The 10,577-nt window shown below is 67.2% G+C and carries 15 protein-coding genes; 7 read left to right on the top strand and 8 right to left on the bottom strand.

Annotated elements, in window-relative coordinates:
• Positions 1–91 precede the first annotated feature (91 nt).
• The 3 genes from ACETK8_RS07165 (at position 92) to ssb (ending at position 1,846) form a co-directional block, all read left to right on the top strand.
• Positions 92–796 carry a hypothetical protein gene (locus tag ACETK8_RS07165; protein WP_374038820.1) on the top strand — a complete coding sequence of 235 codons (705 nt, stop codon included), beginning with the start codon at positions 92–94 and terminating at the stop codon, positions 794–796.
• A complete protein-coding gene (locus ACETK8_RS07170; protein ID WP_374038821.1) occupies positions 796–1,233 on the top strand; it encodes a hypothetical protein in 438 nt (145 codons plus the stop codon). The genes ACETK8_RS07165 and ACETK8_RS07170 overlap by 1 nt, the downstream gene beginning before the upstream one ends.
• 109 nt (positions 1,234–1,342) lie before the next feature.
• The gene (gene ssb / locus ACETK8_RS07175) at positions 1,343–1,846 is read left to right on the top strand and encodes a single-stranded DNA-binding protein (protein WP_374038822.1); all 504 of its coding nucleotides are present in this window, start codon (positions 1,343–1,345) and stop codon (positions 1,844–1,846) included.
• A 22-nt stretch (positions 1,847–1,868) separates the two neighbouring features.
• On the opposite strand, the gene ACETK8_RS07180 is transcribed toward ssb, so the two are convergent.
• Both ACETK8_RS07180 and ACETK8_RS07185 read right to left on the bottom strand, forming a co-directional pair.
• The gene (locus ACETK8_RS07180) at positions 1,869–2,288 is read right to left on the bottom strand and encodes a type II toxin-antitoxin system VapC family toxin (RefSeq protein ID WP_374038823.1); all 420 of its coding nucleotides are present in this window, start codon (positions 2,286–2,288) and stop codon (positions 1,869–1,871) included.
• Positions 2,251–2,511 (bottom strand): type II toxin-antitoxin system prevent-host-death family antitoxin, encoded by a 261-nt coding sequence (locus tag ACETK8_RS07185; protein ID WP_374038824.1) that lies wholly within the window; start codon positions 2,509–2,511, stop codon positions 2,251–2,253. Before ACETK8_RS07185 ends, ACETK8_RS07180 begins: the two co-directional genes overlap by 38 nt.
• A 97-nt stretch (positions 2,512–2,608) precedes the next feature.
• On the opposite strand from ACETK8_RS07185, the gene ACETK8_RS07190 reads away from it, so the two are divergent.
• Entirely contained in the window at positions 2,609–3,517 is a 909-nt protein-coding gene (locus ACETK8_RS07190) for a DMT family transporter (protein ID WP_374038825.1), read from the top strand.
• A gap of 9 nt (positions 3,518–3,526) precedes the next feature.
• Here the strand turns inward: ACETK8_RS07190 and ACETK8_RS07195 are convergent.
• The 4 genes from ACETK8_RS07195 to ACETK8_RS07210 form a co-directional block, all read right to left on the bottom strand.
• Positions 3,527–4,283, bottom strand: a protein-coding gene (locus ACETK8_RS07195; RefSeq protein WP_374038826.1) for an IS5 family transposase whose coding sequence is annotated in 2 segments (ribosomal slippage) — positions 3,527–3,947 and positions 3,946–4,283 — 759 coding nt in all. Because the reading frame shifts where the segments join, the coding sequence is not laid out codon by codon here.
• Between the two features lie 70 nt (positions 4,284–4,353).
• On the bottom strand, positions 4,354–4,899 hold the full coding sequence (locus ACETK8_RS07200; RefSeq protein ID WP_374038827.1) for a TetR/AcrR family transcriptional regulator: 546 nt from the start codon (positions 4,897–4,899) through the stop codon (positions 4,354–4,356).
• Between the two features lie 175 nt (positions 4,900–5,074).
• Positions 5,075–5,728 (bottom strand): uridine kinase, encoded by a 654-nt coding sequence (udk, locus tag ACETK8_RS07205; RefSeq protein ID WP_374038828.1) that lies wholly within the window; start codon positions 5,726–5,728, stop codon positions 5,075–5,077.
• An 82-nt stretch (positions 5,729–5,810) separates the two neighbouring features.
• Positions 5,811–6,404, bottom strand: coding sequence for a hypothetical protein (locus ACETK8_RS07210; protein WP_374038829.1), 594 nt, complete (start codon positions 6,402–6,404; stop codon positions 5,811–5,813).
• Positions 6,405–6,593: 189 nt separating this feature from the next.
• Between ACETK8_RS07210 and ACETK8_RS07215 the strand changes: the two genes are divergently transcribed.
• Both ACETK8_RS07215 and ACETK8_RS07220 read left to right on the top strand, forming a co-directional pair.
• Entirely contained in the window at positions 6,594–8,240 is a 1,647-nt protein-coding gene (locus ACETK8_RS07215; RefSeq protein WP_374038830.1) for a long-chain-fatty-acid--CoA ligase, read from the top strand.
• A gap of 3 nt (positions 8,241–8,243) precedes the next feature.
• Complete coding sequence (locus ACETK8_RS07220; RefSeq protein ID WP_374038831.1) at positions 8,244–8,915, top strand: hypothetical protein; 672 nt, start codon at positions 8,244–8,246, stop codon at positions 8,913–8,915.
• On the opposite strand, the gene ACETK8_RS07225 is transcribed toward ACETK8_RS07220, so the two are convergent.
• Complete coding sequence (locus ACETK8_RS07225; RefSeq protein WP_374038832.1) at positions 8,900–9,802, bottom strand: MBL fold metallo-hydrolase; 903 nt, start codon at positions 9,800–9,802, stop codon at positions 8,900–8,902. The two genes, ACETK8_RS07220 and ACETK8_RS07225, sit on opposite strands and share 16 nt — an antisense overlap.
• Positions 9,803–9,871: 69 nt before the next feature.
• Between ACETK8_RS07225 and ACETK8_RS07230 the strand changes: the two genes are divergently transcribed.
• Entirely contained in the window at positions 9,872–10,021 is a 150-nt protein-coding gene (locus ACETK8_RS07230; RefSeq protein WP_271083661.1) for a hypothetical protein, read from the top strand.
• An 11-nt stretch (positions 10,022–10,032) separates the two neighbouring features.
• On the opposite strand, the gene ACETK8_RS07235 is transcribed toward ACETK8_RS07230, so the two are convergent.
• Positions 10,033–10,437: a TIGR01244 family sulfur transferase gene (locus ACETK8_RS07235; RefSeq protein ID WP_374038833.1), complete on the bottom strand. Its 405-nt coding sequence runs from the start codon at positions 10,435–10,437 to the stop codon at positions 10,033–10,035.
• Between the last annotated feature and the right edge of the window lie 140 nt (positions 10,438–10,577).

Consider the following 10,577-nt stretch of genomic DNA (forward strand, 5'->3'; position numbering starts at 1 on the left):
CCGGGCGCCGTTTTCGCTTCGGAGTTGACGCCCCATGGCGGGCAGGGGTTATTGAGGCCTTCAAGGCCAGACGCCCCGCGAGCTCCGCTTCATGCAACTGCCCAACGACAATCGCGTCATCATCGCCATCGGCGTCGGCCTGGCCGTGCTGGCGGCCGTGGTCCTGGCCCTGATGTTCAGCGGCGGCGGCCAACCGGCTGCGCCCAAGACCCAGGAGACCGAGGAGGGCCCGGGCGGCCTGCAGGTCGATCTGGCCGACGCCCCGTCTCTGGAGCCGACGCGCGAGCTGCGCTGCTTCGTCAACGGCCAGTTCGTCGGCATGGCGACCCTGGCCGACTGCGCCCAGCGCAACGGCCTGGCCACCGACGCCCTGGACGTCGGTCTGGACGAGAGCGGCAACCTGGCCGCCGCCCCGACGGCCTCCTTCGCCCCGCCTCCGGCCCTGCCGACAGCGGTCGAGACCGATACGGCCGTCCCCTATGTGGCCACGCCCCTGCCCGAGAAGCCCCAGACCCAGCCGACACAACAGCCGCGCGTCGAGCGGGCCTCCGGCTCCCCCTGCATGCGCTACACCGGCTCCGAGTGGCGCCAACTGTCGAACGACATGACCCTGAACCAGTGCGTCCAGGCCCTGTACGCCGGCACCTGCGTCCGCCCTGGAGACGCCCAGTACGGCCGCCACGGATCGGTCAGCCTGCGTCTGGTCCCGCGCCGGGTCGAGCAGTCCAACGACAACACGCGGTTCCGCATCCTGGCCGACCAGGATCGTAGCTGCCAGTTCCCGAGCCTGAACTGATGATCCGCACCCTTATGATCGCCTCGGCCCTGACCCTGCCGATGCTCGCCGCCTGCAACCAGGCTGTGAAGGCCCCGACCGACACCGGCGTCTGCTATGCCGTTGAGACCCCGGACGGCGAGCCGACCTTCAACGTCGTCGCCCGCGACCAAGGCCAGATCGAGATGTGCGCCGCGCGTCTGGAAGAGATGCGCCTGCGGTTCCGTGGTCTGGGCAGCACCCGCCAAGAGGTGACCGGCGCCTATCAGGGCCAGTTCATCTTCGTCGATCGTCGTGGCGTCTCCTTCGCACGGACCCTGACCGGGGCGCGCTTCTTCGCCCTTGCCCGCACAGGCGACGGCCGTCTGGCGGTGCCGGGCGCTATCGAGCGCGAGGCGGGCACCGAGCTCGGCACGGTGATCGAAGAACGCCCTGCACCCTCGTTCCCGGGTCAGTAGAACAAACTCGGAACATATGTTAACGCTCTCGCGGGCCCGACCCGCGCGGTCGTGGATTACCCATCCGGTCGCACACTCGCGCCGGAGCGATCAGAGAAAGAATTTCACCATGGCGGGAAGCGTCAACAAGGTCATCCTCATCGGCAATCTGGGCCGCGATCCCGAGATCCGCTCCATGCCGAACGGCGACCGTATCGCCAATCTGTCGATCGCCACCTCGGAACAATGGCGCGACAAGGCCTCGGGCGAGCGCAAGGAAAAGACCGAGTGGCACCGCGTCGTCATCTTCAACGACAACATCGTCAAGGTCGTTGAGAACTATGTGAAAAAAGGCACGACCGTCTACATCGAGGGCGCGCTCCAGACCCGCAAATGGACCGACCAGCAGGGCGTCGAGAAATACTCCACCGAGATCGTGGTCGGCCGCTTCAAGGGCGAACTGACGTTGCTGGGCGGACGCGGCGACGGCGCGGGTCAGGGCGGCGGCTACGGCGGCGGTTCGGGCGGTCGCTCGAACGACGACGACTACTCCTCCGGCTTCTCCACCGGCGGCGCCAACAAGCCCTCGGGTCCCAAGGAATCCTACGACCTGAACGACGACATTCCGTTCTAAGTCGGACACGGAAAGGACGCCGTCAGTCCCAGACGGCGTCCTTGAAGTTCGCCAGAATGCGCCCGTCTGCAGTAAGCAGGCGGGCGCCGTCGCCTATGGCGTGCGCGACGATAAGTCGGTCCATCGGATCACGGGTCCAGGACAAGGTTCGCGCGACCTGGACGATATCCATGAAGGGCGTCTCGGACACCGCCAGGTCGCCAGTCTGCCGCGCGTTGGCCAACACCTGATCCGGGGTGATCTTGATGCGCCCGATCTCGGCCAGAAACTCCAGTTCCAGGATCACTGCCGGGGAGATCGTCCAACTGCTCGCTCGTGCGAACTTGATCGCTTGCTTTCCCAGCACCTTCGCGCGCCTTTGGGAAAGCCAGAGCAGGACATGGGTGTCGAGGTGAACTGCCAGATCAGTTGTCCTCGGGCGTCCACTCGATGTGACGACCATCGGTGATGTCGCCCGGATCGTAGTCGGCCCAGTCCTCCCGCTCACCCAATGCCAGGGCGGCGTCGAACTTCTCCTGATGGCTCATTGCCGATCTTGGAGAGACAGGCGTCAGCGTCAGCATTCGCCCCTTTCGGGACACTCGCAATGGTTCTCCTGTCCGCTCCATCCGATCCAGGATGTTGAACAGGTCCTTCCTCAGGTCCGTGGCCGTGACTTCGATCATGTGTACATGTTCTGCTTCCAACATGTACATGTCAACCGAAACGCCCCGTCACCGACTGTGACGCGCATCCGCCGGCCAGCCGTGCCATAGCCCTCCCGTGCCCGTGACCCCCGACAAGCCCCACAGCCCGCTGACCCTGCTGGAGATCGGCGCGATCGCCGCCATCGTCGTCATCTGGGGGGCGAACAATGCGGCGGCCAAGCTGGCGACCGAGGTCATGCCGCCGCTGCTGGTCGGGACCCTTCGTTTCGCCATCGCCGCGATCTGCCTGATCCCCTTCGTCCGGCCGCCGTTCCCGAACTGGAAGAGCCTCCTGCTGATCGTCACCCTGGGCGGGCCGATCCACTACGGCCTGCTCTACTGGGGCTTCTCGATGGCCCAGGACGTCAGTCCGGCCGCCGTCGCTTCCCAGCTCTGGATCCCGTTCACGGCGCTGTTCGCCTTCCTGCTCTTGGGCGAGCGGCTGTCGCTCCACGCCCTGATCGGACTGGCCGTCGCCTTCCTCGGCGTGGTCTGGATGTCGGCCGATCCGCACGCCTTCCACGACTGGCCGGCCATCGTCCTGGTCGCTGCGGCCTCCGCCTTCTGGGCCGTCACGACCGTGATCGCCCGGCGCACCACCTCCATCCCGCCGCTCAAGATGCAGGGGCTTCTCGCCTTCGTTGCCCTGCCGACGCTCGCCTTCGCCTCGGCCATGTTCGAGACGGGTCAGGTCGAAGCGATCCGCACCGCCACGCCCTTGATCTGGATCTGCCTGTTGTGGGCGGGGGTGGTATCGTCCGTCTTCGCCACCTCCATGGTCTTCTGGCTGGTTCAGAAGCGCGAGGCGGGGCGGGTCACCCCTTACTTCCTCGTCACCCCCGTCGTCTCCATGGCCATCGGCTGGGGCTTCCTGGGCGACGTCCTGACGCCGCAGATCCTGACCGGCGCGGCTCTGACCATGGGCGGCGTCGCCGTCGTGGCCCTGGCCGAGCGCGGCCTGAGGGCAGGGGCGGCGAAGGCCTAGGGTCCGGACTCATTTGGCCCAATAGGCGACGGTGGCGGCGATGAGGACGCTGGAGAGGAAGTTCGCGGCGAGTTTGTCGTAGCGTGTCGCGATACGCCTGAAGTCCTTGAGCCTGGCCCATAGGCGTTCGACGGTGTTCCTCTGTCGGTAGGCGACGACGTCGTAGGGGATGGGCCGCTTGCGCGAGGTCGTGGTCGGGATGACGGCCTCGGCGCGTCGTTCGGCCAGTCGCCTTCGGAGGTGATCGGCGTCGTAGCCGCGGTCCGCCAGCAGCCTTGCGAACGGTCCGGCCGCCTCGATCAGGGCGTGGGCCATGGTGATGTCGTTGGTGTTGCCGGCGCTGAGCAACAGCACACGGGGTCGCCCTCGATCGTCCACGAGGCCGTGGATCTTGGTCGTGCGGCCGCCTCTGGAGCGGCCTATGCCCTGGACGAAGCCCCCTTTTTGCGCCCGCCGCCGAGCGATGGGCCTTGACCGAGGTGCTGTCGATGGCGGCCGAGGAGTAGATGCCGCTGTGGCCGGTCAGGGCCTTGAAGATGTCGTGCCAAACGCCCTGCCGGCTCCAGCGATTGAAGCGGTTGTAGACCGTCGTGTATGGCCCGTACTCCGGCGGGCAGTCCCGCCAGCGCGCGCCTGACTGCAGCATGTGCACGATGCCCGACAACACGCGGCGATCATCGACCCTGCGCGCCCCTCGCCGTCCCGTCGGAAGGTGCGGCTCGATACGCGCCCAAGCTTCGTCGTCCAGCCAGTAAAGCTTCCGCATCCAAGGCTCCCTTCCAGAAGCCTTGAATCAGAACGCCAAACTCACCGCCAGACCTTATTGAGTACGGACCCTAGCGCGCGGCGTAGTGGGACAGGAAGGTCTCGACGGCGTCGGCGGCGATGGCCTCGGTCGTTCGCGTGGCCTGGACCTCGTCGCCGGTGACCAGGGGCATGAAGAAGACGGGGTGTTCGATCATCCCCATCAACTGACCGGCGGCCCAGGAGGCCTTGTCGAACCGCAGGTCGCCGCTCGCCGACAGGTCGGTCAGGGCCTCGATCAGGGGCAGGCCGAAGTCGTGGCGGCCCCGCTCGAAGAAGCTCATGGCCACGTCGCGGAAACGCGGGCGCTCGGCCATCACGAGCCGGAAAACCGACCGCACGAACGGATCGCCCATGAAGCCGGCGTAGGCGACGGCGAACCGGGTCAGTCGGGTGCGGGCGTCGCCCTCGTCGCAGCGAACGCTCTTCATCTGTTCGGAGAAGTCGTCCGAGGCGTCGGCGATGACGGCGGCGAAAAGATCGGCCTTGGATGGGAAATAGCCGTAAAGGGTTGCGGTCGAGACGGCGGCCGCGCGGGCGATCGGTTCGATCCGCGTCGAGGCGTAGCCCTCCGCCATGAAGTGTCGTCGCGCTTCGCGAACGATATTGTCCCGTCGAGGATCGGCCGCGGACGTCGTATCCGCCCCCGCGCCGCCCCGCCTTGTATCTGCGTGTGCCTGCATCAGACCCTCACCGTTAGCCCATCCACAGATTGTGGCGAGATCGCGGCGTCAATCGTCAGGTTTCGACAGGTTAGTGGTCGGCAGGCCTGAGAGGCGCCAACAGCGGGTGGGCCAGGACCGGCGCGGCCAGGCGGACCACGGCCTGGGGGTCGTCCAGGCGCACGGCGGCGGTGGCGTCGGCGATGATGAAGTCTGCCCGCGTGCGCGACGGCTCGGTCAGACGCTCGTGACCGGGGCGGACGGTCTTCAGATACTGGTCGATAACCGACTGGGCCGTCCGGCCGCGCTCGGCCTGGTCGCGCAGCAGGCGGCGGATGAAACGGATGTCGGCGGGGGTGTCGACGAAGACCCGGATGTCGAACAGGTCGGCCAGCGCTGGGGTGCAGAGGACGTGGGTCCCCTCCACGATCACCACCTCGGCGGCCGGGATCGGTTCGCCGTCCGGCTCGCGGCCGTGGTGGATGAAGGAATAGACGGGCGCCGTCACCGGCTTGCCGGCCTTCAGCCGGGTCAGGTCGTCGATCAGCAGATCATGGTCGCGCGCGGTGACGTCGTCGAAGTCGAAGGTCGCCGCGTCGAAGCCGGGCAGGGAGGCGGCGTCCCTGTAGTAGGAGTCCTCGCGCATCAGGGTCGCGGCCCCCGGCGACAGGGAGGTCAGAAGCGCCTCGGCGAGGGTGGATTTGCCCGAGCCGGAGCCGCCGGTGATCGCGATCAGAATGGTCATGGCGGGCCTTCTAGGACCTGGTCAGGAAAAGTGTGAGCGGTTTTCCGCCCGAACCTGATCCCAGAAGCGAAGCCCGCGCCGCTTAGCGGAAGAAGCAGGTCAGGCCGGCGTAGAGGCCCTTCACCGTTCCCTGCGGCGTTCCGTCGCTCAGGAAGCCGCCGATATCGCCGGAGGTGAACTCCTCGCCCAGCGTGCTGTCGGTCTGCATCTCGATCGCGCGGCTGTCGTCGATGGAGGCGCGGGTGGAGCCGACGCCCATGCCGTCCACGGTGGTCACGCCCGCTTGGTCGACATACCAGCCCTGGAACTGACCGTTCTGGAACAGCAGTTGAAGGCCGTTGGAGAACTGCGCGAACTGGGTCGCGCCCGCGCCGCATTCCGAGTTGGTGGTGACCTCCGGCGCGGCCCCGCCGACCGAGGCGGCGACGGCGGCGATGGCGGTCGCCTGGGGTGTGCCGAAGGGAATGGCGCGCGCCGCGCCCGTGTCGTCGAACAGCCGCAGACCCTCGGCCTCGATGGCCAGACCGCCGTCGGAAATGGTCGGGCCGGCGGCCGGATCGGCGGGCGTCGCGGCGGGGGCGGCAGGCTCGGCAGGGGCGGGCGGTTGGCTCCGGTCGCAGGCGGCGACGGCCACGACGGCGGCCAGGGCGAGGGCGGTACGGGAGACGAAACGCATGTCCGGGCGTCCTTTCGAAAGTTCAGGGGCGAGAACAGACGGCAAAAGCTCTGGAGGCGCAACGGCAAAGCCAGGAGCGCCGTTCGCGATGCGGCCCCAGGTGACCTAGCGTCACGTTGCTTATCAACGGTCACCTCGGCTAGCGTGCCTTCAAGCCCTGCATCCAGCCGGGGCAATAGAGGGAATGCGATGCTTGGTTTGATGCAGGATTGGCCCCTGACGGTCGATCGTATTCTGGACCACGCCAAGAACTGGCATGGCCATCGCGAAGTGGTGACCCGCTCGGTCGAGGGACCGATCGTCCGCACCACCTATGCCGAGATCCACAGCCGGGCCCGCAAGGTCTCCAACGTGCTCAAGGAGTGGGGCGTGAAGCCGGGCGATCGGATCGCCACCCTGGCCTGGAACACGGGCAAGCATATGGAGGTCTGGTACGGCATCATGGGCATCGGCGCGGTGTGCCACACCCTGAACCCGCGCCTGTTCCCCGAGCAGCTCATCTACATCATCAACCACGCCGAAGACCGGATCATCTTCGTCGACCTGACTTTCGTGCCGCTGCTGGAGGCGGTGCTGCCGCACTGCCCGTCGGTGGAGCGGGTCGTGGTCATGACCGACGAATGGCACATGCCGGCGACCAAGCTGCCCAAGGCCGAATGCTACGAACAGGTCCTGTCGGGCGTGTCGGACGAGGTCGTCTGGGGCGGGTTCGACGAACACACCGCCTGTGGCCTCTGCTACACCTCGGGCACGACCGGGAACCCCAAGGGTGTCCTGTATTCGCATCGCTCGAACTTCATCCACACGCTGATGGGCATGCAGTCCACCGTGCTGGGCGCCTCGCCGAAGGAGACCATCCTGCCGGTCGTGCCGATGTTCCACGCCAACGCCTGGGGCATCGCCTTCGCGGGACCGGCGGCCGGGGCGCGTCTGGTCATGCCGGGCGCCCGGATGGACGGCGCGGCCATCTATGAGCTGATCGAGTCTGAACAGGTCACATTCTCCGCCGCCGTGCCGACCGTATGGCAGGGCCTCCTGACCCACCTGCGCGAGAACAATCTGAAGATCCCCTCGATCAAGAAGGTGCTGATCGGCGGCTCGGCCGTGCCGGAAAGCCTGATCCGCGCCTTCCACGACGAGTTCGGCGTCGAGGTGCTGCAGGGCTGGGGCATGACCGAGACCTCGCCCATCGGCACCCTGTCCAACCTGACGCCCGAGCTGGAGGCCCTGCCTTACGACGAGGGCATGAAGTGGCGCATCAAACAGGGCATTCCGCCACTGGGCGTCGAACTCAAGCTCAAGAACTACGCCGGTCAGGAGATGCCGCACGACGGCACGACCTACGGCCGCCTGATGATCAAGGGCCCCACCATCTCCAAGGGCTATTTCAAGGACGAGGGCGGCGACATCCTCGACCACGAAGGCTTCTTCGATACGGGCGACGTCTCGACCATCGACGAACAGGGCTTCATGCAGATCACCGACCGCGCCAAGGACGTGATCAAGTCCGGCGGGGAGTGGATCTCCTCGATCGAGATCGAGAATATCGCCGTGGGCCACCCCAAGGTCGAGCTGGCCGCCGTCATCGGCGCGGCCCATCCGAAATGGGACGAACGCCCGGTCCTGGTCATCAAGCTGAAGCCCGGCGAGACCGAGGACAAGCAGGAGCACCTGGACTTCCTGGTCGGCAAGATCGCCAAGTGGTGGATGCCGGACGACGTGGTCTTCGTGGACGACATTCCGCTGGGCGCCACCGGCAAGATCGACAAGAAGCTGCTGCGCGAACGGCTGAAGGACTATCAGCTGCCGACCGCCATCGCTCCGTCGCGCGGCTGATCCATGACCAGCGGCCCGCGCTCGCGGCTGAAGACCGGCATGATGAAGGTGAAGGTGGCCATCGGCCTGACGGTGCTGGCGCCGCTGATCACCTTCGGGGCGATCCTGCTGACGCGGAACGGCGTCGTGCCCCTGGCCTTCGGACTGGATGTCCTGACCCTGATGGTCGCCTGGATCGTGTCGGTGGTCGCCCTGATCTTCGCCGTGATTTCGCTGGTCCTCTCACTGGGGCAGTTCAGGCGACTGGGCCTGATCAGCGTGGCCATCGTCCTGGTCAGCGGAGCGATCTGCGCGGCCTATTTCTTCCAGGGGCGCGCCATCGGGGTCGGCGGGCCGCTGGACGTCACGACCGATGTCGCCGAGCCGCCCGCCGTGCCCGGTGGAACGGCGACGCCCGTCGCCTGTCCGGGCGTGGACGCCGTGATGCGTCAGGTCGCCCCGGCCGAGGCCACGGCCGCGCTGCAGGCCGCCGGCTTCTCGATCACGGAATCGCAGCTGTTCCGCTCACGCGGGGTGCGCGACGGCTTCTGGTTCGGCATGGGGCACGAGGCCCATATCCGCATCCGGCCGGGCCGCACCGACGTCCGCGTCGTCGCCCGCTACGACCACACCGACGGCGGAGAGACTTGCAGAATTGCCGGCCAGATGGTCGCCGCGCTTCAGACTGCGTCGTAGGTCGCAGCCAGACCCGGCGTTCCGTCGCTGGTCACCCGACCGTCCTCGACCAATTTGATCAGGTGGGCCAGGACCGACAGGCTGGCGGCGGGCCACAGCCTCTGGTCCACGGCGGCGTAAAGGACGGGCACCATCTCGCCGATGGTCCGGTCGCCCGCCCGGACCCGTGACAGGATCTGCGCCTCCCGATCCAGCCGGTGCGCCCTATAGGCCTGAAGGAAGGGCGCGACCTCGGTCACCGGGGCGCCGTGCGTCGGCCACAGGGTCGAAAAGTCCGCCGCGATCACGGCGTCCAGGCTCCTCATATAGTCCGACATGTTCCCGTCCGGCGGCGCGACCACGGTGGTCGACCAGCCCATGACGTGATCGCCGCAGAAGAGGGCGTTCTCGTCCTCCAGCGCGAAGGCCATGTGGTTGGACGCATGGCCGGGCGTCGCCAGGGCGGTGATCGTCCAGCCGTCGCCCTCGATCCGCTCGCCGCCGGTCAGGATCACGTCTGGGGCGAAGACCGCGTCCTCATCCTCATCCAGGGCGCCCGAGGCGTGGGTCTCACGCTCCGGCGGCCGCATGGCCAGGATCGGCGCCCCGACCCGATCCGCGAACGGGCGGGCGAGGGGAGAATGGTCGCGGTGCGTGTGGGTCACCAACACATGGCTGACGGTCCGCCCTTCGACGGCGGCCCGCAGCGCATGCAGATGCGGCTCGTCGATCGGCCCCGGATCGATCACGGCGACGGCCGCGCCCGGCTCGGCTCGGCCGACGATATAGGTCCCGGTGCCTGTGAAGGTGAACGGCCCGGGGTTCTCGCAGATCACCCGCTGGATCAGCGGCGAGACCTGATCGCATCGGCCGTAGGCGAAGTCGAAATCACGGACGAAGGGGATCATGCGGCCGTCTCCGGATCGCGGCCCGGACCTTGCCTTAACGAGAGGTAAATCCCGTTCGGAGCGTACCCCGTGGCCCGCAGCATCGCCTTCAGTGTCTCAAATCGGCTCCAGCCCATCGCGGCGGCGATCCTGTGTCTCATGGCGGCGCAACTGGTGCTGGCCTCGTGCGGCGACCCTGAGCCGATTCCCTACGCCACCCGCGTCGCGATCCAGCGCTAACGCACCAGACCCTAAAGAGGCAGGCGGCTGAGGTCATAGCCGGCGTTCGCCGCCGCTTCTCTCAGTGCATCGGGCTCGGCCCGATCCAGCGCCCGCATGGCCAGGGCCCAGGCTACGGTCGACCGCGTCCCTGAGCGGCAATAGAGCAGGACCGGCTCATCCGTCTCCAGCACGGCCGCGACCGCGCGCACCGCGTCCGGCCCCGGCATGCCCGCGATGGGCGCATGGACATAGTCCAGCCCCGCCGCCCGTACCGCCGCCTCGATCTCGGCCGAGGTCGGCTGCCCTTGATCTTCTCCATCCGGCCGGTTGTTCACAACCGTCCGTACCCCCAGGCCCACAACTTCGGCGAGGTCCTCGGCGGCGATCTGCGGCGCGGCCCAGACGGCTTCGGCGAGGGGGCGTGGGGAAAACATGGCTGGCTCTCTCGGTTTACGACGGAGGAATGAACATTACTCGTCTGGATCGTGTCTTGAATGCGACACTGATGGGACGACAACATTACGTCCCGGTAATTGCTGTGGCGCCGCAAAGTTCAACGGGCCTATCGTCCGGT

It is taken from the genome of Brevundimonas staleyi (assembly GCF_041893865.1).
Taxonomy (GTDB): Bacteria; Pseudomonadota; Alphaproteobacteria; order Caulobacterales; family Caulobacteraceae; genus Brevundimonas; species Brevundimonas staleyi.

Excerpts from the sequence above, each read along its gene's own strand:
- ssb (WP_374038822.1), top strand. The coding sequence starts at position 1,343 with ATGGCGGGAAGCGTCAACAAGGTCATCCTCATCGGCAATCTGGGCCGC.
- ACETK8_RS07220 (WP_374038831.1), top strand. The coding sequence starts at position 8,244 with ATGACCAGCGGCCCGCGCTCGCGGCTGAAGACCGGCATGATGAAGGTG.
- udk (WP_374038828.1), bottom strand. The coding sequence starts at position 5,728 with ATGACCATTCTGATCGCGATCACCGGCGGCTCCGGCTCGGGCAAATCC.
- ACETK8_RS07185 (WP_374038824.1), bottom strand. The coding sequence starts at position 2,511 with ATGATCGAAGTCACGGCCACGGACCTGAGGAAGGACCTGTTCAACATC.
- ACETK8_RS07170 (WP_374038821.1), top strand. The coding sequence starts at position 796 with ATGATCCGCACCCTTATGATCGCCTCGGCCCTGACCCTGCCGATGCTC.
- ACETK8_RS07200 (WP_374038827.1), bottom strand. The coding sequence starts at position 4,899 with ATGGCGGAGGGCTACGCCTCGACGCGGATCGAACCGATCGCCCGCGCG.
- ACETK8_RS07225 (WP_374038832.1), bottom strand. The coding sequence starts at position 9,802 with ATGATCCCCTTCGTCCGTGATTTCGACTTCGCCTACGGCCGATGCGAT.
- ACETK8_RS07180 (WP_374038823.1), bottom strand. The coding sequence starts at position 2,288 with ATGGTCGTCACATCGAGTGGACGCCCGAGGACAACTGATCTGGCAGTT.
- ACETK8_RS07210 (WP_374038829.1), bottom strand. The coding sequence starts at position 6,404 with ATGCGTTTCGTCTCCCGTACCGCCCTCGCCCTGGCCGCCGTCGTGGCC.
- ACETK8_RS07215 (WP_374038830.1), top strand. The coding sequence starts at position 6,594 with ATGCTTGGTTTGATGCAGGATTGGCCCCTGACGGTCGATCGTATTCTG.
- ACETK8_RS07235 (WP_374038833.1), bottom strand. The coding sequence starts at position 10,437 with ATGTTTTCCCCACGCCCCCTCGCCGAAGCCGTCTGGGCCGCGCCGCAG.
- ACETK8_RS07165 (WP_374038820.1), top strand. The coding sequence starts at position 92 with ATGCAACTGCCCAACGACAATCGCGTCATCATCGCCATCGGCGTCGGC.